20 protein-coding genes are annotated in these 21199 nt (G+C 50.7%); 9 read left to right on the plus strand and 11 right to left on the minus strand.

Annotation, left to right across the window (positions count from 1 at the left end; genetic code table 11):
- Nucleotides 1-21 precede the first annotated feature (21 nt).
- Both ACP5D4_RS01905 and rsgA read left to right on the plus strand, forming a co-directional pair.
- The gene (locus tag ACP5D4_RS01905; RefSeq protein WP_428010002.1) at nucleotides 22-237 is read left to right on the plus strand and encodes a sulfurtransferase TusA family protein; all 216 of its coding nucleotides are present in this window, start codon (nucleotides 22-24) and stop codon (nucleotides 235-237) included.
- The gene (gene rsgA / locus ACP5D4_RS01910) at nucleotides 234-1316 is read left to right on the plus strand and encodes a small ribosomal subunit biogenesis GTPase RsgA (protein ID WP_428009928.1); all 1083 of its coding nucleotides are present in this window, start codon (nucleotides 234-236) and stop codon (nucleotides 1314-1316) included. Before ACP5D4_RS01905 ends, rsgA begins: the two co-directional genes overlap by 4 nt.
- A gap of 239 nt (nucleotides 1317-1555) precedes the next feature.
- Here the strand turns inward: rsgA and ACP5D4_RS01915 are convergent, their stop codons facing one another.
- Nucleotides 1556-1711, minus strand: coding sequence for a hypothetical protein (locus ACP5D4_RS01915; RefSeq protein ID WP_428009929.1), 156 nt, complete (start codon nucleotides 1709-1711; stop codon nucleotides 1556-1558).
- 152 nt (nucleotides 1712-1863) lie between these two features.
- Between ACP5D4_RS01915 and ACP5D4_RS01920 the strand changes: the two genes are divergently transcribed.
- Complete coding sequence (locus ACP5D4_RS01920) at nucleotides 1864-2376, plus strand: hypothetical protein (RefSeq protein ID WP_428009930.1); 513 nt, start codon at nucleotides 1864-1866, stop codon at nucleotides 2374-2376.
- A gap of 82 nt (nucleotides 2377-2458) precedes the next feature.
- Here the strand turns inward: ACP5D4_RS01920 and ACP5D4_RS01925 are convergent, their stop codons facing one another.
- Both ACP5D4_RS01925 and ACP5D4_RS01930 read right to left on the minus strand, forming a co-directional pair.
- Nucleotides 2459-3325 (minus strand): transporter substrate-binding domain-containing protein, encoded by an 867-nt coding sequence (locus ACP5D4_RS01925; RefSeq protein ID WP_428009931.1) that lies wholly within the window; start codon nucleotides 3323-3325, stop codon nucleotides 2459-2461.
- 72 nt (nucleotides 3326-3397) lie between these two features.
- Nucleotides 3398-4297, minus strand: a complete 900-nt coding sequence (locus ACP5D4_RS01930) for a DUF4340 domain-containing protein (protein WP_428009932.1) — start codon at nucleotides 4295-4297, stop codon at nucleotides 3398-3400.
- A gap of 184 nt (nucleotides 4298-4481) precedes the next feature.
- Here ACP5D4_RS01930 and ACP5D4_RS01935 point away from each other — a divergent pair, with 184 nt between their 5' ends.
- A complete protein-coding gene (locus ACP5D4_RS01935; protein ID WP_428009933.1) occupies nucleotides 4482-5456 on the plus strand; it encodes a cysteine synthase A in 975 nt (324 codons plus the stop codon).
- Between the two features lie 128 nt (nucleotides 5457-5584).
- On the opposite strand, the gene psaK is transcribed toward ACP5D4_RS01935, so the two are convergent.
- The 3 genes from psaK to ACP5D4_RS01950 form a co-directional block, all read right to left on the minus strand.
- Nucleotides 5585-5845, minus strand: a complete 261-nt coding sequence (gene psaK, locus ACP5D4_RS01940; protein WP_428009934.1) for a photosystem I reaction center subunit PsaK — start codon at nucleotides 5843-5845, stop codon at nucleotides 5585-5587.
- A gap of 494 nt (nucleotides 5846-6339) precedes the next feature.
- Nucleotides 6340-7644: a hypothetical protein gene (locus ACP5D4_RS01945; protein WP_428009935.1), complete on the minus strand. Its 1305-nt coding sequence runs from the start codon at nucleotides 7642-7644 to the stop codon at nucleotides 6340-6342.
- Nucleotides 7645-7796: 152 nt separating this feature from the next.
- Nucleotides 7797-8120: an SWIM zinc finger family protein gene (locus ACP5D4_RS01950; protein WP_428009936.1), complete on the minus strand. Its 324-nt coding sequence runs from the start codon at nucleotides 8118-8120 to the stop codon at nucleotides 7797-7799.
- 219 nt (nucleotides 8121-8339) lie between these two features.
- On the opposite strand from ACP5D4_RS01950, the gene ACP5D4_RS01955 reads away from it, so the two are divergent.
- Nucleotides 8340-11015 (plus strand): filamentous hemagglutinin N-terminal domain-containing protein, encoded by a 2676-nt coding sequence (locus tag ACP5D4_RS01955; RefSeq protein WP_428009937.1) that lies wholly within the window; start codon nucleotides 8340-8342, stop codon nucleotides 11013-11015.
- Here ACP5D4_RS01955 and ACP5D4_RS01960 read toward each other — a convergent pair.
- Entirely contained in the window at nucleotides 11012-11566 is a 555-nt protein-coding gene (locus ACP5D4_RS01960; protein WP_428009938.1) for an NUDIX hydrolase, read from the minus strand. The genes ACP5D4_RS01955 and ACP5D4_RS01960 overlap by 4 nt on opposite strands.
- Nucleotides 11567-11855: 289 nt before the next feature.
- On the opposite strand from ACP5D4_RS01960, the gene ACP5D4_RS01965 reads away from it, so the two are divergent.
- Together ACP5D4_RS01965 and ACP5D4_RS01970 are read left to right on the plus strand one after the other, a co-directional pair.
- Nucleotides 11856-12857 (plus strand): Npun_R2821/Npun_R2822 family protein, encoded by a 1002-nt coding sequence (locus ACP5D4_RS01965; protein ID WP_428009939.1) that lies wholly within the window; start codon nucleotides 11856-11858, stop codon nucleotides 12855-12857.
- A gap of 60 nt (nucleotides 12858-12917) precedes the next feature.
- On the plus strand, nucleotides 12918-14006 hold the full coding sequence (locus ACP5D4_RS01970) for a polysaccharide pyruvyl transferase family protein (protein ID WP_428009940.1): 1089 nt from the start codon (nucleotides 12918-12920) through the stop codon (nucleotides 14004-14006).
- A 6-nt stretch (nucleotides 14007-14012) separates the two neighbouring features.
- On the opposite strand, the gene ACP5D4_RS01975 is transcribed toward ACP5D4_RS01970, so the two are convergent.
- From ACP5D4_RS01975 to ACP5D4_RS01985, 3 genes are all read right to left on the minus strand, one after another.
- Entirely contained in the window at nucleotides 14013-14948 is a 936-nt protein-coding gene (locus ACP5D4_RS01975) for an isoaspartyl peptidase/L-asparaginase (RefSeq protein ID WP_428009941.1), read from the minus strand.
- Nucleotides 14949-15056: 108 nt separating this feature from the next.
- Nucleotides 15057-15887 carry a sulfotransferase gene (locus ACP5D4_RS01980; protein ID WP_428009942.1) on the minus strand — a complete coding sequence of 277 codons (831 nt, stop codon included), beginning with the start codon at nucleotides 15885-15887 and terminating at the stop codon, nucleotides 15057-15059.
- Between the two features lie 283 nt (nucleotides 15888-16170).
- Nucleotides 16171-16464, minus strand: a complete 294-nt coding sequence (locus ACP5D4_RS01985; RefSeq protein WP_428009943.1) for a DUF2256 domain-containing protein — start codon at nucleotides 16462-16464, stop codon at nucleotides 16171-16173.
- Between ACP5D4_RS01985 and ACP5D4_RS01990 the strand changes: the two genes are divergently transcribed.
- Both ACP5D4_RS01990 and ACP5D4_RS01995 read left to right on the plus strand, forming a co-directional pair.
- A complete protein-coding gene (locus ACP5D4_RS01990) occupies nucleotides 16360-17112 on the plus strand; it encodes an RNA methyltransferase (RefSeq protein ID WP_428009944.1) in 753 nt (250 codons plus the stop codon). The two genes, ACP5D4_RS01985 and ACP5D4_RS01990, sit on opposite strands and share 105 nt — an antisense overlap.
- A 101-nt stretch (nucleotides 17113-17213) precedes the next feature.
- Entirely contained in the window at nucleotides 17214-18752 is a 1539-nt protein-coding gene (locus ACP5D4_RS01995) for a serine hydrolase (RefSeq protein WP_428009945.1), read from the plus strand.
- Between the two features lie 86 nt (nucleotides 18753-18838).
- On the opposite strand, the gene ACP5D4_RS02000 is transcribed toward ACP5D4_RS01995, so the two are convergent.
- Nucleotides 18839-21199: Ig-like domain-containing protein (locus tag ACP5D4_RS02000; RefSeq protein WP_428009946.1), on the minus strand; the 2361-nt coding region annotated here is incomplete at its 5' end.

The following is a 21199-nucleotide window of genomic DNA, read 5'->3' on the forward strand; positions in this document are numbered from 1 at the left end:
ACGTTCACCCCCGATGCCAAAATGGACTTGCGGGGAACGCCCTGTCCCATTAACTTCGTGCGGACGAAACTGCGCTTGCAACAGATGGAACCGGGTCAGCTTCTCGAAGTCTGGCTCGACCCCGGCGAACCCATCGAACAGGTTCCCGAAAGCCTGACGGTGGCGGGATATACTGTCGAAGAAATCGACGATCGATCGGAATTTTTCGTACTGTACGTCCGTCGTCCCGCAGCATGAGCCATCCCTCTGTGACTTCCTCGGCTGTTTCCGAAACGCTCCCCGTGGGAACGGTTCTCGCCACCCAGGCGAACTTCTACCAGGTTCAGTTAGACCCGGAGGGAAACTGGCCGAAACCGTCGCTGCTCTGTACCCGCCGCACGCGGTTGAAGAAAATCGGCCAGCAGGTGATGGTGGGCGATCGCGTGACGGTGGAAGAGCCAGATTGGGAAGGAGAACGGGGCGCCATCGCTGAGGTCTTACCCCGACGCACCGAACTCGATCGACCTCCCGTCGCCAACGCCGATTGCGTGTTGCTGGTGTTCGCCATTGAAGAACCCAGCCTCGATCCGCTCCAACTCAGTCGCTTTCTTGTCAAAGCCGAATCCACACAACTCGAGGTGGAATTATGTCTCAACAAAAGCGATTTGGTGACGGACGCCGAACGCCACCAGTGGCGCGATCGACTGCAAAACTGGGGTTACAACCCTCACTTTATGAGCGTTTTAACCGGGGCGGGACTCGAAGAACTCCAACACCACCTGCGCGATCGCATTACCATTTTGGCCGGACCCTCGGGGGTCGGAAAATCTAGCACCATCAACCGCCTGATTCCCTCAGCTAACTTACGAGTGGCTCGCGTCTCGGGAAAACTGGGACGCGGACGCCACACCACCCGTCACGTGGAACTGTTCGAGTTACCCAGCGGCGGCTTGCTGGCGGATACTCCCGGTTTCAACCAACCGGAATTCGACTGTACTCCCGCCGAATTGGGACAGTGTTTTCCCGAAATCCGACAGCGGTTAGATTCCGATCGCTGTCAGTTTAGCGACTGTTTGCACCGTGAAGAACCCAACTGCGCGGTTCGGGGAGATTGGGAACGGTACGAACACTATCTCAACTTTCTCGAAGAAGCCATCGCCCGTCAAGAAGCGTTGCTACAACTCGGCGATCGAGAATCGACGTTGAAGGTGAAAACCACCCGAGACGGACGCCGCTATTACGAACCCAAACTCGCCTCGAAAAAATATCGCCGCGTCTCCCGACGCCGACAACATCAAAATTTACAGGATCTTTGCGAAGAGTTTGACGAATTGTAAAAATAACTTGACAAAAAAATAAAAATGTGTATGCATGGGGCATTAAGGTTTTGGGGTATCCCAGGGCGGAACGGCTGAAGTCTTCACCACGCCAGACACAGAGGACACAGAGAGGGAATGGCAGAAAGAATAGAAACGATTGGTTGAGATTCCCTATAAAACCCCGATTTTTGCGAGAAACCGGGGTTTTATGCAGATTTTGCCAATTTAATAAAATTCGATCGAGAAAAATCGATCGCTTAGCGAAGATAGTTAGCTTCCGCTTCAAGTTGACGAAGAAGTTGGTCGTCACCGTTGGCGCGTGCGACTTCCATGCGACGCTGCAACGTTTGCATCATCGCCGTGCGGTGAGCTTCAGCCGCTTCTTTGACGGCTTTTCGAGTAACTTTGTTCATGGCAAACAGAAAATTTTAACGGTATAGTTTATAGACTCAATTTTTAATATATCATTTTCGAGATTTAACCGTATCGGAGGTTACCGAATCGTTACGATCGACCCATCCGACGTCGATGATAAAATTCCTGAAGATTGAGGAAAAAATCGACGATGCGACGCTCCCCGAGACGAAATCGAATTCCCCACATCATCGCGATCGCGACTCTGTTGGCGATGAGTGCCGGGGGTGGCGTTGCCCTGAGTCGCTACCAGGCGAACCAACGTAAAATCGCCCAATGCACCCAATTGGTCGATCGCGTCAACCAAGGATACGCCAAAGCCATCGCCTTTCAAGGGCAAGACGCCGCCGCCCTCAGCCACCTCGCCGACGACTTAGCCACCGTCGCCACCGAGTTAAGAGCGATCGAACTCACCGACGAAACCCTCACCCAACAGCGACAGCGTTTCGCCCAAGCCTACCGAGAACTCAGCGACGCCTACCGTCAAATGGGAACGGCATTAAACACCGCCGAAACCGCCCCCAAAAACGAAAGCGGGCGTCAAAGCGTCCGCCAAGCCCAAGCCGACGTCAAAGCCGCCGGCGCCCAAGCCCACCAAGCGGCGCGATACGTAGACGAACTGGCTGTACAAATCAATCAATATTGCGGTGTCGCCTCGAAGTGAGGTGAGGGGGTGAGGGGATGATGAGATGATGGGATGATGAGAGAATTTCAGATTGTCGCTCTTCCCCGTTCCCTATCAATTATCAATTAATTCGTCTTTCCTCGCGACAATAATCGATGGTGGGAAGGATGTAATCGGCAACATCGCGAAACCAGGTGCGTAAGAGGTTATCGGCGCGATCGCTCGCAATAAGCTGGTTAACGAACGCTCTCCATTCTGGGTCGTTGTCCGGTAACACCATACCGTAGAGTTCGCAGGTGAGAGGATCTTCGGGAAAAAACGAATATTCAGATAAAGAGAGTTGCAACTTCACCATTTCCCCTAACAGCAACACCTCATCTTCGATGAAACCGTCGAGACTTCCCTGTAACGCTGTAACACCCTGGGCTGTGGCAACGCTACCCCGAAACCTTACCAAATCTGCATCGGGATAGCGATCGACTAGCATTTCCTCGGCAAGCGTATCGGCCACGACGCCGATCGTCAATCCGTCCCAACTTTCTCTATTTTCAAATCGATCGCGGGCGTTTTGACGAACCAGCAACCGCAATCCCGTTAAGAAAAAGGGACGAGAAAAAGTGACGCCTTCGATATCGTCGCGAATGGTATTCGGACCGCATTCAATATGGATGCGGCCGCTGCGAATTAAGTCAAAACGGGTAGACGGACTGCTGGGAATCAGTTTGATAATAGGGAGAACCGAGGAATCTAGGCGATCGCGCACTTCGTTCTGCAAGAGTTCGGCGAAGGCGAGACAGTATCCCCGAAGGTTGCGATTGCTGTCGCGGTAGCCGAAGGGAATCGCGTCGTCTTGAATCCCAATTCGCAGTTCTCCCGTTTTTTCGATGTCGCTGAGAACAGAGGGGGGAGAGAGGGAGATGGGGAGATGGGGAGATGGGGAGAGAGGGAGAAGAACGCTAGATAGAAGGGTGGCGAGGGGTTTTATCATGGCGTCGCGGCAGGGGTTTGGGTTGAGAAACCTCCAGAACTTCCCGTAAAACGGGCATTTTGCTGCTGGAGTTTACGGGGTTTCTGAGTTGGTTTCGGCTGGGGGAGCGGTGTCAGATACGGGTTGTTCTTCGGTGGGTTCTGCGTCAGTTTCGGTTTCTGTGGCTTCGGGTTCGGAAGGGGTTTCGGCTTCGGTTTCCGTGGCTTCGGTTTCTGTGGCTTCGGGTTCGGAAGGGGTTTCGGCTTCGGTTTCCGTGGCTTCCGGTGTGGGGGTGGCTTCTGGTGTGGTTTCTCCTTCTGAAGGTTGGGGCGTCGGGGGCGGTTCGAGTTGTCCTTCCTCGCTGTCGCTGGAATTTGGCGGCGGTTCGGCTTTCCAGTCTTCTAGGGTACGATCGACCGCATTTTCGATATTGACGGGTAACAACAACACGGTCGATTCCCCTTCGTTTGCGGCAGGATCGGCGATCGCGTAGACGAAACTCCCGGTAAAATCTCGATTTCCCACGAGGAGACGGTGCGTTTCACCGTTTTCGAGGGTAAAGGTCACGGTGGCGAACGGCGTATCCAGGCCGTATTGGGCTTTTTCGTCGGCTTTGACGACGATCGATCGATCGACCTCGGCGTTTTTGAGGGCGGCGAGTAAAAACGTCACGTAAGCATCGGTGGCGGGAGTTCCTTCGCCCTGGGGTTCGCCGTCTTTCAACGGGGTAAATTCCCAATTGGCGATCGTAAACTCTTCGCCGTCGGGCGATCGCAGTTCGACGGGTTCTTCAAGAGGCGTCAGGGCGATGGTGTAATCTTCAGTCGTCACCTGGATGTTCGTCACCTGTTCCGGGTCGAAAGAGAACGCCCGGTTCTGTTGCGCTTGGCGTTCCTCCTGCTGCGGGACGATAACTGTATCGTACAACCACAATCCGCCCGCCAGAATCACGGCGAGGGGAATAAGAACCTGAGTCGATCGCTTGAGCCTCATCGACGCTATCCAAATGGCTTTGCTCTCTTAAGATACTGGATATGGCCGCAAATCGCGTGTATTTTTGCCCCGAACTCTAACCCGATACAATCAATCTTAGGCAAGTGAACGACCAATCGAATCTCGAGCAGTCTAGAACGGTTTCTGGCACTGCTCGATCGACGCACACGCAACGGATCGACCCATGGATATCAAACACGGCTTTGTCGGAACAGTCGGTAACACCCCTCTGATTCGCCTCAACAGCTTTAGCGAAGAAACGGGCTGTGAAATTTTAGGAAAAGCAGAATTTCTCAATCCAGGCGGTTCGGTGAAAGACCGGGCGGCACTCTATATTATTCAAGATGCAGAAGAAAAAGGGTTGTTGAAACCCGGCGGGACGGTGGTTGAAGGAACGGCGGGCAATACAGGCATCGGCTTGACCCACATTTGCAACGCCAAAGGCTATAAATGCGTGATTATCATCCCCGAAACCCAGTCTCAGGAGAAAATGGATACCCTGCGGACTCTGGGGGCGGAGGTGCGCCCCGTTCCGGCGGTTCCCTATCGCGATCCCAACAATTACGTGAAGCTGTCGGGGCGACTGGCGGCGGAAACGGATAACGCTATTTGGGCTAACCAGTTCGATAATGTCGCCAACCGTCGCGCCCACTACGAAACCACCGGGCCGGAAATTTGGGCGCAAACGGACGGCAAAATCGACGCTTGGGTGGCGGCGACGGGAACGGGTGGCACTTACGCGGGGGCTGCCATGTTTTTCAAGGAGAAAAACCCCAAGGTGAAATGTGTCGTCGCCGATCCTATGGGAAGCGGGCTGTATAGTTACGTGAAAACTGGGGAAATCAACACTGAAGGCAGTTCGGTGACGGAAGGCATCGGAAACAGCCGCATTACAGCCAACATGGAAGGGGCGCCCATTGACGACGCAGTACAAATCGACGATGGGGAGGCGATTCGCGTGATTTACCAACTGCTGCGGAAAGACGGCTTGTTTATGGGCGGTTCTGTGGGCATTAACGTTGGGGCAGCGGTGGCGTTAGCCAAGGAACTCGGACCCGGACATACCATCGTGACGGTATTGTGCGACAGCGGTTCGCGCTATCAGTCTCGGTTGTATAACGAGCAATGGTTGGCGGAGAAGGGATTGGCGATCGCATAATCGGTAGGGACACGGCATCGATCGAAAAAAGCGCGATCGCCTCTCCGACGAGAGGATCGATCGCGCTGTTGCATTTCGGTAAAATTCGATAATGCTGTGTCAAGCGACGAAACTTGAAGAATTTGCGCTTAGAGAGCGCCGAAGCTTTGCAAGCCCAAAATTACACCCACTCCGAGAATGTGGCCGAAGCTGGTGGTGGCGAGAACGGCGGGCAATCCGAATCCGCCGAACAGTTCCGGAGACGGCATCGCCGGACCTTCGTTAGGCTTTTGGATGGTGTATTTTCCGATGGCAATGGCGAGAATGTTGCAAACGACCATGACGATGGCGATGCTGATACTCCACTCGCTCGTCGTCGGCGTTAGGGCAAATAAAACGCTTTGTAACATAGCAATCCCAAACAGGTTTAGACTAACCGAAAGACGATCGATCGATCGAAACGCGATATGAATTCGCCCTCGATCGATATCCGAAATTTTTTCTTAAAAAATAGAGGAAGTGGCGATCGGCTGTGCGAAACAACCGAAACTTCCCAATTTCGGAAAACGAATCGCTGAGAATACCTATTATCAAATACTACGCGATCGCTGGCGTTTTTGTTGCAGGAATTTACATTATTGTAAATTTTTGTCTCTTTTTTGGGGTTTCGTATTGCTTTACACAGAAAAATATGTATTGTGAAATGAAATTTTTTTCAGAAATAGCCCGATTTCAACGTCACGTTTGTTAAAATTCCATTTCTCTCGAGGTGTTTCTCTCCAGATACCTGGTATCTTGGAGATGTCGGGGATCTTAAAAAGATACAAGCGGACTGACTCGATTGAGCGGCTGTTGGGTTCCACTCCGTTCCACCCAACCTACCCAAAAAAATTCGACGAAGTTTCTACAAATCGGCTTCGTTAAACAATCCCATAAACTTATACTTACGATTGTGTTCTTGGATTAAACCATCGCGGTAAGATTGCCAACCTTGCCAATTGTCGAGTTGTTCGTAGGCACGTTTGACGTATTTCAGCCAATCGACAGCGTAATGGTAGGCTTTCGCCTGTTTGACATTGAGTATCTCTTCTGCGCGACTGCGAGCGTCTTCTAACACCCAGTTCGTGCGATGTTCCAACACAGCATCCATCACTTGTTGAATCAAATCTCGCTGTTCGTAAGAGCATTCTTTCACGAGATCGATCGCTTTGTCAAACATCTGTTCGTACAAATAAATTTGGATTCGATCGGACAAAGATTGCCATCTATTCATTCCTTTGAAAGACGCGAGTAGCTCGATTTTCTGATTTTCCCAATCTTCGCCACTTTCGTCTTTAATTTGTAAATACTGACGATAAGAGGGTTCTGCTTTAAACCCTTCGATTTTTGAGGAAAACCCGACGTCTCCTCGATCCAAATCTTCGCTTAGGTTAAACGCCAACATTTCCAAACGACTCTGATACTCTCGGTCTTCAATCGCATGTCTACCGAAATATTCCCCAGTAATAAGCTCTCTAAATGGAATGTTTAAACCGTTTAAGGCAACAGTTAGAGCAGCTTCAAGCTGTTCCTTTTCGGCAAAAGCTTCGGCGATAATATAGGCGTCTGGCTTAGTTTGAATGAGGTCGATTTGTGCGAGAACTTCATCGGAGCGATCGAGATAAATTAAGGCTTTAAAATATAAATCGATCCGTCCCGTATATCGAGATAAATTAAGATACTCATCAAAGCGTTTTTGGCGTTTTAGAAGTTCCAGGCGAATGCCAACCAAATCAGAGGGTTCGTTAAAGTTTTCCGGCAACTCTCCCGTTAAAACCTGTTGGAGCGTCTCATCTTCCCAACCCTTTTCTAACGCCAGACGGCGCAAAGAAAATAAACTCGAAAAAATTTCAGCTTGCGAGGCAAAAACAACCTCTAAATCGATTTTTTTCGGTTCTTCCAGGTCAGCAATTAGCAATGCTTTCGCCCACAATCGATCGAGTTCTTCGCAAAAATCCAGCAAGTCGAGTCCGTAATTATACAAATCGTCTCGACGCTTGAAATAAACATCCGTGACGACCTCTAAAATTGCAATAGCATTGTGACCGTCGTTGCGATCGAGATAGGTATCGATCGACGGAATAACCTGAAAAACATCCGCTTCGAGGGGATTGTCGTCATCATAGTAATTTTCCCCACTTTCAATCCAGTCGATGCCCTCAGTAATCATGCGATCGATCTGTTGTCGAAACGGTTTCGCGTCGAGAGTTGCTTTCGGCGGCGGAAGTTGGGTAACAAAATCGTTAAACAGCGTTCCTTCTTCACGGACGTAAGTTTCGATATCCTCAATCAGAAAAGGATGGCGTGCAACGAGATACTCAATTAAATCAACCTCTCAATAAGTTCGTCTAAACTGAAGCGGTTTTCGATCTGTTCGGAATCGTTGAGATAGGTCAACGCCAAAGCGACGATATGCTTGCACCAGCCGCCCCAGTCGTAAGGACAAGAACAGTCGCCTTCACAACGTTCCACGTCCAAAAACGTCTCGTACCACGGCTCGCTTTGCCCCATGACAGAAGCTTGGAGTAGGCTTCCCCGTCGCACGATCGACTGAACTTGACCCCATTCGTAATATTCTCTCCCCCGCTCGATTGATTGAGGTGTCGCGTTGCGTTCAATATCGCTAAAATTGAGTCGATCGGACATGAGAAAGCCTCGACAAACCGTCAAATACTATTGAGTTTAGCTTACCGCCAATGGCGATCGCTCGAAACGTCGAGAAGGGTGAAATATCTCAAAGCAGCAAAAGTACCACGCCCCGCCGTCGCGATCGCCCCTCCATTTCACCAGCTACCAAAAGGCTTTGAGAGAACGATACCATCAAAAGCATCGACCCCGAATCTCTGTTTTCTCTCTGTTAAAGACATGATTTCAATGAATGGCTGTCTCAACCTTGCCGTTCCAAGTGTCCTCGCGTTCGTCGTTGCGCCGCCCACCCTAGCCCAACTGGTTCCCGACGGCACCTTACCCGTTCCCAGTACCATCGAAACCGACGGACGCATCCAGCAGGTAACAGGCGGAACCCAAGCCGGAAACAACCTCTTCCATAGTTTCGATCGATTCGACGTTCCCGAAAACGCCACCGTCGATTTCTCAAATCCCCTCACCATCGACAATATCATCACCCGCGTCACCGGAAGCCACCCTTCCCAAATCGACGGAACCCTTCGCACCGAGGGAACCGCCAACTTCTACCTTCTCAATCCCAACGGAATTTCCATCGGTTCCAACGCCCGCCTCAACATCGGCGGGTCGTTTTTTGCAACCACAGGCGATCGATTGCTGTTCGCCGACGGAACAGAATTTCCCGCCCAACCCAACACCGCCTCGCCTCTGCTAACCGTCAGCGTCCCCACAGGCGTGCAACTGGGGGCGAATTCCGGAGAAATTTCAATTTCAGGAACCGGCCACAACCTGTTTTTCGACGAAAACCTCGCCACCGCCCGAGACAACCGCCCCGACGGATTCGCCGTTTCCCCCAGAAACAGTATCGTTCTCGTCAGTCCCCGCCTCAGCTTCGACGGTGCCAACCTCACCGCCCCCAACGGTCGTATCGTCCTGGCCGCCGTCGAAACGGGTTCTTGGGAATTCGACAGCACCACCCTGGACGCCGAAACCCGTTACGGCGACTTGCGCCTTAGCAACTCCACCTCTGTCGATGTTAGCGGAGAAGGGGGAGGCGAACTGTTCGTCTTCGGACGCCGCCTGTTTCTCGAATCCGGTTCGACCCTGCTCTCGGATACCTTGGGAGACGAACCGGGACGGGGAATAGTTTTATCCACCACGGAACTGATAGACGTGCGGGGACTCTCCGGCGACGGGCTATTTTCCAGCGGTTTTTTTGCAACTGTGGGACCCGACGCCAGCGGTGACGGTGGCGATATCCTCGTAGAAAGCGATCGCTTGGTGGTGGTGGATTCCTCGATTTTAGGAGCGGATACCTTCGGGTCGGGAAACGCGGGAACCCTGACGGTTCGCGCCTCTGAAGTCGATACGCGCAATAGCTTTTGGTCGGGAACCAGTTTCGGGACGGCTACCGGACGGGGCGGAGAGATGATATTCGAGGTCGATCGACTGTTTTTAGCCAACGGCGCACAAATTCTCTCTCTGACTCTGGGAGAAGGCGACGCCGGACATATCGAAGTACGGGCGCGAGAATTAGTCGAAGTGGGAGGACTCGGGCGCAGCATCATGGAAGATTTGCCCGGTGTTGTATTTAAAAGCCTTCTGAGTACTGGGGCGGGGGCTGACGCCACCGGACGGGGCGGTGAAATTACCATTGACACAGCGCGGCTGCGCTTAATCGAGGGGGGCGTGATTTCTACGTTAACCCGCAGCGACGCCCCCACCAGTGCGGCGGGAACCTTGACGGTTCGGGCGACAGAATCGATCGAAATTACCGGACAGGATAGTGAAACCGTTCCCTCGGGACTGTTTACGAACAGCCTCGAAAACGCGCCCGGTGCAGATTTAATCGTCGAAACGGGCCGGTTGACCCTGCGGGACGGGGGACAACTGAGTGCGGGAACCTTTGGCAGCGGTGACGGCGGCGATGTTTGGGTGCGAGCTGAGGAAATCGATTTGAGCGGAAGTACGCCGCTGGTAGAATTAGCCCGGAATCTGTTCGCCCGTAATGCTTCGGGAACGCAGGTTCCCAGCGGTATTTTTAGCGCCTCGGAGGGGGCGGGTTCGGCGGGAAATTTGCATATTGAAACCTCGGTGTTACGAGTGAGCGATCGAGCGGAAGTGACCGTTGATAGTATCGATACAGGGTCGGCGGGAAGTCTGTCAGTTCGAGCCGATCGCGTTATCTTGAGCGATGGCGCACGGTTTCGGGCCGACAGTCGCGGCGGCTTGGGGAATATTAACCTTGCGGTGCGAGAGTTGCGCTTGCGCCGTGGAAGTCGCATTTCCACCAACGCCCTCGAGGAAGCCACGGGCGGTAATATTTTTATCGACGCGGAGACTCTGGTGGCGTTGGAGAACAGCGACATTACGGCTACGGCGCAGCAAGGATTCGGCGGCCGAGTCTCGATTTCCGCCCAGGGGATTTTCGGGGTGGAATTTCGCGATCGACTCACCTTCGACAGCGATATTACCGCCAGCTCGAACTTGGGGGCGGCCTTTAGCGGCGTCGTGGACATCGAAACGCCGAATGTTAAAGCCAGTCAGGGACTCGATACGCTCCCCGTGGAACCCTTAGAGATTGCGGGATTGGTGGTCGATCGCTGTATGGCGTTGGACGCCGGAAGCGAGTTCGTCGTCACCGGACGCGGCGGTTTACCCCCCGATCCATGGGATGCGTTATCGAGTCAACCGCTTTGGAACGATATTCGCCAGCCCTATCCTTCACCGACGCAGGAAATTACCGACGATTTTACTGACGAGGGAACAGAGGATTTCGAGGAGGGTTTTTCGGAATTCCCCCTGGTGGAAGCCCAAGGCTGGCGTCACAATCCGGATGGTTCGGTTACGTTAGTGTCGCCGATTCCCACGGCTACGTCGTTAATACGCTGGTCTGTCGAACCTCGATGTCGTTAATCGATCGAGATCGATCGCTGTTTCAACCACTCCAACAATACGGCGCGACATTGCAAACAGGTTAACGCTTCGAGGAGGCGATCGATCTCCTTTGTCTCGTTTACCTGATAACGGGTTTCCCAAAGAAGGCGATCGTCAAGTTGCGCGTCAGCGCGAATTTCAGCGACGAAGCCAAACAGCTTTTGGTTGGAAAACGAACTGTTTACCAGCCAACCTTCGGAATTGAGCGTGAGGAGTCGATCGATCTGGTCTTCTCCCACTCCCAATTCCCGCTGTAAAATCTCCGGAACGACTTCAATGGGGGCGGTATCAGTGGGAACGCGCCCGCCGGGAAAGTCGAGGGTGATTTCTCCGACACCGGGACGATAGACGGGTTTGGGGAGGGCGAAGCGATCGCGGTGCAGGGTGACAACGACCGCAGAATCGGCTTTTTCAACGCGCCAGTAATCGAGGAGGCGATCGCGATCGTCCTTCAATCGTTCTCCAATCAGCGTCAGCCAGGGCGATCGAATGGCGACGAACTGCGAAATCGTTTCCCAGGGTTTTGTCATTTGTGCGATAACTGTAACTCTAAGTGATTTAACCATTGCCATTTTAAAAAAGATGTGCGACACTTGCGATCGATACCTCAACGTCTCGTTCGCCAAAAATTAAACAATCGAGTTTAAACGACTAAAAAATATCAACATCGGCGAGGGTTAGTCAGTTAGTTAGGGAAATCTACGAACCGTTGAGTTTTTCGACAAAAATTAGTAAAAAAGCGAACCGAACGTTAGCTTTAAACTATAAAAATTCTCCGAAGTAAATTTATTTTTTGAGTGGTAAGTAACCTCAAGTAAGATGACTATCGAAAAAGGAATTTATCTCCTCGCCAACGATAATGTCTACGACCAAGTTGTAGCTTTAATCAACAGCATCGAAGCCAACTATAGTAAAGACATTCCAATTTGTATTATTCCCTTTAACGACAGTCTCGATTTAATTCGACAGGAAGTCGCACGACGACCACAATTATCGCTATTTGAAGATCGGCGTTCCATCGAAAAGTGGGAAAATTTCATTAAAAAGTTTCAAGAAATCTACCTCAACTATCCGATTCCCGGAGTCGATCGAAAAAAAGTTGAAATTTTAACCATGCACAGAAAATACTGTGCATTTGATGGCGATTTCGAGAAGTTTATTTACATCGATACAGATTGTTTAGTTTTTCAGTCGCTCGAACATATCTTTAAAAAACTAGAAGAATACGAGTTTGTCGTTCACGATTTTCAGCGAAATACAGATATCAGAACCGGAACAGTTGACTACTTTTTTGAGGCTTTCAAAGACCAATATTCTTCAAAAGACGAGCTTGCCAAACGCTTCCACTGCGGCGGATTTTGGGCGTCGCGGCGTCAAATGTTTACCGAAGAAGATTTATCCGATTTCCTCACCGAAGCGGAAGCGGGAGACGCGCGGATTTTTAAAACACCGTGGAAAACTGAAGAAGTTCGCCAACTCAGCGAACAAACCACAATTAATTACATGACGCTCAAAAAACAGTTAAAATTATATAACTTTACTTTGGAAGAGGATAGCTCACCCTACAAAACTGGTTGTAACGTTACGTCGAAGCATTTTGAAGAAAAAGATCGAATTTTATACGACAAAGGCAAGCGATTGACTTATCTTCATTATATGGGAATTAAAAGTCATCGAATAAAGCACTTGTGTGAAATCGAAAAACTGAATCTCCCCTTAAAAAAACTCACTTATAAACTTGCAGATAAATTTTTGAAATGGGGCGTTTCAAGCATTCCTTATCGAGATATATTTTTATACTATCGATTTTTAAATTCATAGCATAAAATCGGTAATTTCATATTTTTCTATTTTTTCTAAACTTAGGAGAACCGAGCGATCGTGAAAGCTTACAGCACCCCCTTAGCAATTAAAGATGAGTTACATCGAGCGTTAAGTCCCCTAAAAGACATTAAAGAATGTGCGTTTTTATCATATCCAGATCATTACAACGTTGGCGATCATATGATTTGGTTGGGAGCGATTCTTTGTCTTCGACAAGTTTTAAAAATTCGGATTAATTACGTCTGTACTGTTGACGGTTTTTCCGATGCGGCCTTGCAATCTAAATCCGAGAACAGTCCGATTTTTTTGCATGGCGGCGGAAATCTTGGAGACCTGTGGGTTTACTATCAAGACTTTTACGAAAAAATTGTTAGCAATTATCCCGATCGAAAAATTATTATTTTCCCCCAAACCATTCACTTTAGATGGCCGAAGCGTCTAGAACAGGCCAAAAAAGTCTTCAACCAACACAGTGATTTAACAATTTGCACTCGCGAAGATGTTAGCTATCAATTAGCTAAAGAATATTTCGATCGATGCCAAATTTTAAAAGTTCCCGACATGGCGATGCAACTTGCAGGAACCGCTGGACTTTCGGCCAACTACCAACGCCAAAAGAGTATTCTATATCTCTGTCGGGAAGATAAAGAATTCAATGCAAAATCTTCCCCCGCTCGTTTGAACTTGCCGAATGTCGTTCAAGAGGATTGGGCATCCTATCGTTATCAAAATGTCAAGCCGGCCTATACTTTTGAAGGTTTGACATGGTTGTTCCGAGATAGCTGGGAACGAGGTGATATCATTCCCTGGGAGTGGGGAACCCGGCAACTGTGGAGTCGATTCCACCCAGACGTACCCGATTTAAAAGATGCTCATCGGGCGGGACTTCACCTCAAATCTTGGAAGTTCCTACATAACGGACTGTATCAGTTCAAGCGCCATCGACTCGTCGTCACCAACCGCCTTCACGCCCATATTTTGGCCGTGTTGATGGGCATTCCAAACGTCTTTTTAGCCAATTCCTACTACAAAAACGAATCGTTTTACCACACCTGGACGCACGCCATTCCCTACTGTCGCTTTGCCAAAGACGCCTCGGAAGTCGAGTCGCTGGCGCAAGAACTGTTACAAGCAACTGCGCGGTAACTGAGACTACACCACAAACACCACCGTTCCGTTTTCCGCCTCGAGACTGTCTCCCCGCGTTTCGCCGTCGGTGTAAGCTGCCAATACCACTTCGCTGGTTTTACCCCAGGCGATGTTACCTTGGGCATCGAGGGCGATCGCACCGAGATCCCGTTGGTTTTCCGTCGCTTCCTCGAACGATCGCACCATCGCCTCTTGCAGCGACATCCCGTCCGTCACCCGCACCACGATTCGCGCCGCCAAACACTCGTCTACAATATCTTCACCGATTCCCGTGCAACTGACCCCGGCGAAGCGGTTGGCATAGTTCCCCGCAGGCATGGCCGAATCGCTGACTCGTCCGATGCGTTCGAACCCCTTACCTCCCGTAGAAGTTCCCGCCGCAATCCGACCTTGGCTATCCAACGCCACCACGCCGATAGTCCCCCGTCCCGCCTCGTCTTCAGCGATGACGTTGGCCATACTCCGTTGAAAGTTGTCTTTACGGTCTTGCAACCATTCTTTCAAGCGTTTGTCCGTAGTGGGGTCGAAAATCGGTAAATGGAGTTCTCGCGCCAGTTCCGCCGCCCCCATATCGGAAAGGGTGCGATCGCGTTCCCCTTGCAGAAACTTCGCCATATCGATGGGATTCTTCACCCGCGAGACGTTGATGACACCGCTAAACCGTTGGCTGATGCCCTCCATCAACGACGCACTCATACGAATTTGCCCGTCAGACTGCAACACCGACCCCGTTCCGGCGTTGAAACGGGGATTGTCTTCGAGAAGCTGACAGCCGCGAACGACTGCATCAGTGGCGCTTTTCCCGTCCCGCAGCAACCCGTACACCTCATCGACAATTTGATAAAGTGCTTGGCGAACGGCGTCGATACCGCCTTTTCCTTGCAGGGAACTTCCTGCACCACCGTGAACGATTAGTTTGGGTTGCACCGAGTCAGACATGAATTTAGTACAAATTAATGAGAAGCCACGGCTTCTTATTATCTCATTATTCGAGCTACGTTGAACGTGAATTTTTCGCCTGGGGAGCGTTCCAACAATTACATAGTCTTACAAACCTGCATCTTCGAGTGTTTTGATATTCGGAAAAAACTTTTCCATCAGTTCTTGACAGTGCCGATCGACTTTAGATGTTAGATACTCTCGATCGATCTGTTGTAAAATTCCGTATTTCTTCGGATTTTTAAAGCGATGGGATCGATCGACACGCAGGACACTTGACGGGAATCCGGCAAACTCACAAATTTCATAAGCCTTGTTCGTGATTTCTTTAGTCTTAACAACCATTAACCGCTCAGTCGGTACAGTTGATAAAACTTTTTGATTGTGAGACGCCCAATAAGATAGATATCCGTCTAAAGTATAAAGTCCGTTTTCTTGAAGTACTTTTTCTTCAGAGGGATGAGTTAAAGTGTTAGCTTGGAATCGTAAGTTTCGGAATTTAATCCATTTAGGACTCGTTTCTCGCCGAAGAGAATCGTTTATAAAAGAATCTAGCCAAGAATAACAATCTCGAATGGTGATTAAAAACTTGGCTTTTGGGAATTCTTCAAGCAGAATTTCTAGAAAATAATAATTAACTTGCGAAGCATCGATTTCTAGATAAAGTTGCTTCGATCGCTTTCGGACATATTGTTTGAGTTCTTCTTGAGTCAGATTGCCGGCATGGAACGCTAAAATTCGATCGATCGCTTCTTCTCCACCTGCTTCGTGTTGAGATCGAACCGAATCGTCAAAAATCGCAGCGATCGAATGAGTTCCACTTTTCGCAGTTCCGACACAGTAAAGTTGAGTGCGTCGAGGATAAAGCAATCGCTTGACTTGCCGTTTGAGATTTGAAACGAGCGGATTCGGTGAAGATTTTTGAGGGTGAGAAACCATATTTCGTGATTTGGGTTATACGAGAGCTAGATATCAAAGACTAGAAGCCAAAGACAGTCCGACGAATGGAGCGATCCCAATCCCAAGAGAGAAGACTCGAAAACTCCCGTTTATTATACCTGTAGGCTCGTTGACGGTCAGGAAGGAAGTCTTCATACCCTCTAGAAAAGTCCCCGAAACCGATCTCCATTTCAATATCTTAAACGAAATCGATCGACGAAACAGATCCCCGGCATCTTGGAGATGCCGGGGATCTCGCCCCCATAACCCCATCATCCCATCATCAACGCCGTCGCCGACAGCGTTCGGAACAGCATTTCACCTCGTCCCAGCAGTTTTCCCATTTCTTGCGCCATGCAAACGGACGCTGACACACGGGACAAATTTTCATGGGAAGGTTCGATTTCCTGTACTTGCGACCCATAATGTATACGTTTGGAGAAATTTTGAAGCAAGATCGATCGGGAGTGGAATGGAACCAACGGCTTTGTCCCCAATCGCAATCGTCCTCGTCGAACCCGCTGGGGCGTTGAACGTGGGATCGATCGCCCGCGTCATGGCAAATATGGGACTCCATCGGCTGGTTCTGGTAAACCCTCAATGCGACCATCTCGGCGACGAGGCGCGACAAATGGCGGTTCACGCGGCCGAGATTCTGGAAAACGCCCAGTGTGTGGAAAGTCTACCCGCTGCCTTAAAAGGCTGTCAGCGAGTCGTGGCCACCGCCGGACGCGATCGATCCCTTCCCACCCACTTTGAAACCCCTCGGGAGGTTTTACCCTGGCTGTTGGGAGTTCCCTCCGCCTTGGTCTTCGGTCGCGAAGATCGCGGCTTGAGTAACGAAGAACTCAACTACGCCCAACGATTCCTTCGCATTCCTTCCAGTCCCAGTTACGCTTCGCTCAATTTAGCGCAATCGGTGGCGGTGTGCGCTTACGAACTGTACGATACCGTGGTTCGGTCTGACGCCGACTCGTCAAACCCAACCCCTGCAACTGACGATCCCGAAGCCACCGCCGACGCGATCGAAGCCTACTATCGAGATTTCGAGAAACTTTTACTCGATATCGGCTACCTTTATCCTCACACTGCCAAAGCGCGAATGGAAAAGTTTCGCCGCCTCTACAACCGCGCTCGTCTCTCGGAAACGGAGGTGGCCATGTTGCGAGGCATTGTCCGACAAATGGAATGGGCAATTTCTCACACTTCGCCGAAATCCCAGTAAATTATCTGGGCAAACTGTTGGTTAATTGCCGATCGCGCTCTGAATCCCTTAACTTGAGGTAGAGGCGAATCGCCGTTGTTTCTGTCTTTCTGACGCCGACCATGCCCAATTTTTTCGATCGACCCTCCCCCTCACGACGTCGCAACGCCGGTAGTGCTTGGATGCGTCGCCAGTGGCGCAATCGCTTAAACGAAAATACGTCTCCATCTTCGAGTCGCGTCACGCCGATGTCCAAGCGTCGATCGAAATCGGGGAAACCCTCGCCGGATTTACCGCCCCTTCGCAACGCCGGGGCGCATCTGTCACCGCCCAAACCCCCGGTTCCTCCCCAACCTCAATCCTTCCAGAGACCCACCTCGCCGCCGCCGGAACCGACGCTGCGCCGCCAGCCTTCGGAACCTTTGCCGCCGTTGCGTCCGTCGGAATTCACGCCGCCCCGTCCGTCTGGGTTTCAGAAGCCGACGCGATCGCCGGCGCCCCCCTCGAAGCCATCGGCGAGAGCGCCCCGTCCTGCCCCGAAAACGGCGGCGAAATCCGCTCGCGCGGGGGGGCGTCGTTCCCGTCGCCGACCCACCTCCAAGCGCCCGCTACCGCCCGCTTTGACCCCGTTTTTGTACGTGATGCGGCTGTCGATCGTCGGCGTGGGGTTGAGTGCGATCGCCGGAACCATGCTGTCGTTGTGGATGCCCTCGGAGGCGGAGTTATCGGGACAGTCTGAGGAAACTATTGACGGGATTCAAGGGCAACCGGTGGCGCGATGGTCGCCGGAACTCTCGTTAGGACAGGAGTTGACGGGGTTAAAGGAACGGTTGCAACAGGTGGCGGCGGAGTATCCGGGGTTGACGCCTGGGGTGGCGGTGGTGGAGGTGGCGACGGGGGACTACGTGCGCCTTTCGGATACCCTGTCGTTTTCCTCCGCCAGTACGATTAAGGTGCCGATTTTGGTGGCGTTTTTCCGGGCTGTGGACGCGGGAACGGTGCGCCTCGAGGAAACTTTGACGATGGAGGAGTCTCACATCGCCGGAGGGTCGGGATATATGCAGTACGACGCCCCCGGAACTCGGTATCCTATTTTGGAGGTGGCGTCGTCGATGATAATCGACAGCGACAATACGGCGACGAATATGTTGATCGATCGACTCGGTGGGATGAAAGTGTTGAACGACCAGTTTCGGGAGTGGGGGTTGACGGAAACGACGATTCGCAATCCCTTACCGGATTTGGAAGGAACCAACACGACGACGCCCCAGGAGTTGCTGGGGTTGTTGGGACAATTGGAACGAGGGGAGTTGGTGTCGATGCGCAGTCGCGATCGCATGATGCGGATTATGTCGCAGACCGTCAACGATGCGTTACTTCCCCAGGGGTTGGGGGAGGGGGCGTTTATCGCCCACAAAACCGGGAATTTGCGATCGGTGTTGGCGGATGCGGGATCGATCGATCTTCCCAACGGAAAGCGATATTTAATGGTGGCGATCGTCAAGCGTCCCGACGAGGACGATCGCGCCGCCGATTTAATCCGTCAGATGTCAGCGACAGTGTACGACTATTTTGCTAAACCCACCTCGTCCTTCCCTGACGATTCTCCCGTTGCGCCGACGGTGGCGGGGACGCAGCAAGCCCAGCGGGTGGGGCGTTAGCTGCGTTCTGACAACAAATCGCAGTTTCTTGAATGAACTGCGATTTGGTTCAGCTATACCTTATAGAGAATATAGAAGTTTCTGAATTAGGTAATAATCTCAAAGTCATCTGCAGCCAGGGTCGTCACCGAACCGCCACCTAATCCAGCCAAACCAACAATAATCCTCCCATTTCCATTGCTCAGATCGCCATCTTTCTCACGAAACAAGAATATATGCTTACCATCATCATAGGCAAAAATTTCTTTTCCTGAATCTAACGTGGCTGATATAGGATTAGAATCACTAAAAACAGTTGTTTGAATATCGTCAAAGCCATCCACATCAGTACCGTAACTCTGGAATAATATCTTGTCACCTGCTCCAGATCCAAGATTTTCAAAATCTAGAATCCAGTCAATCTCTCCCTGTTTGGCTTCGATCTCTGCTTCCAAGCTAGCATTATCATTAACACCATTTTGTATAGTTGAGCTTCCTACAAAATTCTGATATCCAAATAAGTCATTCCCCTCTCCACCAATTATTATATCTGGTTCGTTGTAACCGTCGCTACCATCAAAATCCCCATAGATAGTATCGTCTCCACCGGAACTATCTATCCATTCAGATTTTGTCTTGTCTCCTTTAATTTCGTCATCATTTGTAGTGATTCCTGAAGTTAATTCTTCATCAACAACACCGAGGTAAAACGTATCGCTGCCAGGTTGACTAGCTGTGTCAGTAGCCTCCACAGTCACTTCAATCAAGCCTATATCTGTATTAGTCGGCGTTCCACTGAGTGTAGAACCGCTCAAACTCAACCAACCCGGTGTTGAACCATCTGAGACGGATTTGAACTCTGTCGCTGAAAAATCGAGCGCGTCTGTATCACTAATAATGGTTGTCAGATCGAGGTTAAACGCACTGCTAACAGTTGCAGGAATGTCATCTTTTGGTGTAACCGTTGGCGGAGGATTAGCGGATAGAAGATTGACATCAATATCAGTTGTGGTACTAGGTGTCCCAACTGTTCCTCCGTTTCCACCATCGTCGATGGTTACACTTAACGTTGCTGTACCAGATGATGCTCCTGGCGTATATGTTAGCGTTTCACTGTTCAGCGCGTCTAAGCTACCTTGAACTTTCAACTGAGTCGGATCGCTGTTTAAGTCTGTCAGTCCCGAAATCGCTAACGTACCACTCGGATCTCCTGTAAGGGAGACTGTAACGGTCATCGTGTCGTTAGCAGCATCCGCATCCACATCTTTAAACTCATCAATGGGTATCGTAAAGGCAGATCCTTGATTTGCACTATACGGCCCCGGTGTTGTAATTTTAATTTCCGGTGTGTCGTTGACTGGCGCAACGGTCAGATCGATCGTTGCCACAGTTGTTGTACTCTTTCCTGCATCATCAGTTGCTTCAAACGTAATAGTTCGAGGTGTTGTGTCTGGGGCCTCTGTCGGATTGGTATACTTCAGCGTCTTCAAGATATTTTCAAAATCTTCTGCTGTAGTTGTAGCAGGATCGCTGGATGTCAAAGTAACAATGCGAGTCGGCCCTGTCGAGTTAATTGACAACGCTGCGGTAATTTGAGCGACAGAACTGTCATCGATTTCTAAGTCTGCACCACCGTCTTTATCTGTCCAAGGACTCAGAGTGATTTTTAGAGTTTTAATATCTTCTTGCGGATCGAGAACTTGTAATTTAGCCGGATCGATCTGGCTAGTACCCGTTCCAAAGATTTCGCCACTATCACCTTCTGTAAACGTGGCACTTGCATTAACGCCAGAATCAGAACCATTTAAGTCGATGACAGGGTTCGGCGGCGGCGTTTGGACTTCAATCGTGAACGTTTCCGTCGTCGTGTCGATCCCACCGTTTGCAGTTCCACCATCGTCTTTAGCTTGAACCGTTACCGTAGCTGTTCCGGTTTCTCCAGAAGTGGGTTCGTACTGAAGGGTTCCCGAGTTATCAATTGTTGGGGCGCTCGCAAACAAATTCGTATTTGTCGATGTTACGTTTGAAATCGAAAGCGTTACGGTTTGACCTGACTCGTCAGTTGCACCTGGAGAAATGTCTGTCGCCCAATCTGTAACTGTCTGCGCTCCTACATTGTTGTAAACGCTTTGATTTGCACCTTTTGTAAAGGTCGGCGCATCGTTAACGGCATCGACGGTAATGGTAATCGTGGCAGGTTCGGAATCTTCCGTACCGTCGTTGGCTGTAAAGGTAAAGCTATCGCTGCCGTTGTAATCGGCATCGGGGGTATAGGTATAGGCTCCCGTCGAAGCGTCTGTAATCGTCACGCTTCCATTCGTCGGTTCGCTGGCGACACTGTAAGTCAAATCGTCGCCATCGCTGTCGCTGGCGGTTAGGGTTCCCGTGACTGCCGTATCTTCGTCTGTGGTTGCGCTTCCGTCGGATGCTGTCGGGGCGGTATTCGTGGGATCGGGTGTGTCGCCGCC

The sequence above is a fragment of the Baaleninema sp. genome (assembly GCF_049974805.1).
Classification (GTDB): domain Bacteria; phylum Cyanobacteriota; class Cyanobacteriia; order Cyanobacteriales; family Geitlerinemataceae; genus Baaleninema.

Bases quoted from the DNA above. Each gene is read 5' to 3' on its own strand.
- psaK (WP_428009934.1), bottom strand. From the start codon at position 5,845: ATGTTACAAAGCGTTTTATTTGCCCTAACGCCGACGACGAGCGAGTGG.
- ACP5D4_RS01915 (WP_428009929.1), bottom strand. From the start codon at position 1,711: ATGAACAAAGTTACTCGAAAAGCCGTCAAAGAAGCGGCTGAAGCTCAC.
- ACP5D4_RS01965 (WP_428009939.1), top strand. From the start codon at position 11,856: ATGACTATCGAAAAAGGAATTTATCTCCTCGCCAACGATAATGTCTAC.
- ACP5D4_RS01960 (WP_428009938.1), bottom strand. From the start codon at position 11,566: ATGACAAAACCCTGGGAAACGATTTCGCAGTTCGTCGCCATTCGATCG.
- ACP5D4_RS01930 (WP_428009932.1), bottom strand. From the start codon at position 4,297: ATGAGGCTCAAGCGATCGACTCAGGTTCTTATTCCCCTCGCCGTGATT.
- ACP5D4_RS01925 (WP_428009931.1), bottom strand. From the start codon at position 3,325: ATGATAAAACCCCTCGCCACCCTTCTATCTAGCGTTCTTCTCCCTCTC.
- ACP5D4_RS01920 (WP_428009930.1), top strand. From the start codon at position 1,864: ATGCGACGCTCCCCGAGACGAAATCGAATTCCCCACATCATCGCGATC.
- ACP5D4_RS01950 (WP_428009936.1), bottom strand. From the start codon at position 8,120: ATGTCCGATCGACTCAATTTTAGCGATATTGAACGCAACGCGACACCT.
- rsgA (WP_428009928.1), top strand. From the start codon at position 234: ATGAGCCATCCCTCTGTGACTTCCTCGGCTGTTTCCGAAACGCTCCCC.
- ACP5D4_RS01995 (WP_428009945.1), top strand. From the start codon at position 17,214: ATGCCCAATTTTTTCGATCGACCCTCCCCCTCACGACGTCGCAACGCC.
- ACP5D4_RS01905 (WP_428010002.1), top strand. From the start codon at position 22: ATGGACTTGCGGGGAACGCCCTGTCCCATTAACTTCGTGCGGACGAAA.
- ACP5D4_RS01945 (WP_428009935.1), bottom strand. From the start codon at position 7,644: ATGATTACTGAGGGCATCGACTGGATTGAAAGTGGGGAAAATTACTAT.
- ACP5D4_RS01985 (WP_428009943.1), bottom strand. From the start codon at position 16,464: ATGGAGTCCCATATTTGCCATGACGCGGGCGATCGATCCCACGTTCAA.
- ACP5D4_RS01990 (WP_428009944.1), top strand. From the start codon at position 16,360: ATGGAACCAACGGCTTTGTCCCCAATCGCAATCGTCCTCGTCGAACCC.
- ACP5D4_RS01980 (WP_428009942.1), bottom strand. From the start codon at position 15,887: ATGGTTTCTCACCCTCAAAAATCTTCACCGAATCCGCTCGTTTCAAAT.
- ACP5D4_RS01955 (WP_428009937.1), top strand. From the start codon at position 8,340: ATGATTTCAATGAATGGCTGTCTCAACCTTGCCGTTCCAAGTGTCCTC.
- ACP5D4_RS01935 (WP_428009933.1), top strand. From the start codon at position 4,482: ATGGATATCAAACACGGCTTTGTCGGAACAGTCGGTAACACCCCTCTG.
- ACP5D4_RS01975 (WP_428009941.1), bottom strand. From the start codon at position 14,948: ATGTCTGACTCGGTGCAACCCAAACTAATCGTTCACGGTGGTGCAGGA.